The 304-nt window shown below is 41.4% G+C and carries 1 protein-coding gene; it reads right to left on the bottom strand.

Annotated elements, in window-relative coordinates:
- Nucleotides 1–124: 124 nt before the first annotated feature.
- Nucleotides 125–304 (bottom strand): hypothetical protein (locus GD597_RS21760; protein ID WP_216368670.1); only part of this gene is annotated, 180 nt, incomplete at its 5' end.

Here is a 304-nt window from a genome sequence, read left to right as displayed (position 1 = left end):
TATCAAGACATAGAAAGTGACAAACACTCTTGGGGGGTACACTTTTACTTCTTAGCAGAATCTTCCATACTTACACACTTATTTGGATATTACTACACACTTATTTGCATAGTACCCAGTAATATCATTCGTCATCCATCAAACTCGCTCCGTCATTCATCAAACTCGCTTCGTCATTCATCAAATTCGCTCCGTCATCCATCAAACTTGCTCCGTCATTCATCAAACTCGCTCCGTCATTCATCAAATTCGCTCCGTCATCCATCAAACTCGCTCCGTCATCCATCAAACTTGGTCCGTCATT

The sequence above is a fragment of the Limnovirga soli genome (assembly GCF_013106755.1).
GTDB classification, from domain to species: domain Bacteria; phylum Bacteroidota; class Bacteroidia; order Chitinophagales; family Chitinophagaceae; genus Limnovirga; species Limnovirga soli.
Note: the sequence above shows the minus strand (reverse complement) of the source record. Positions and strands in the feature narration are given on the sequence as shown.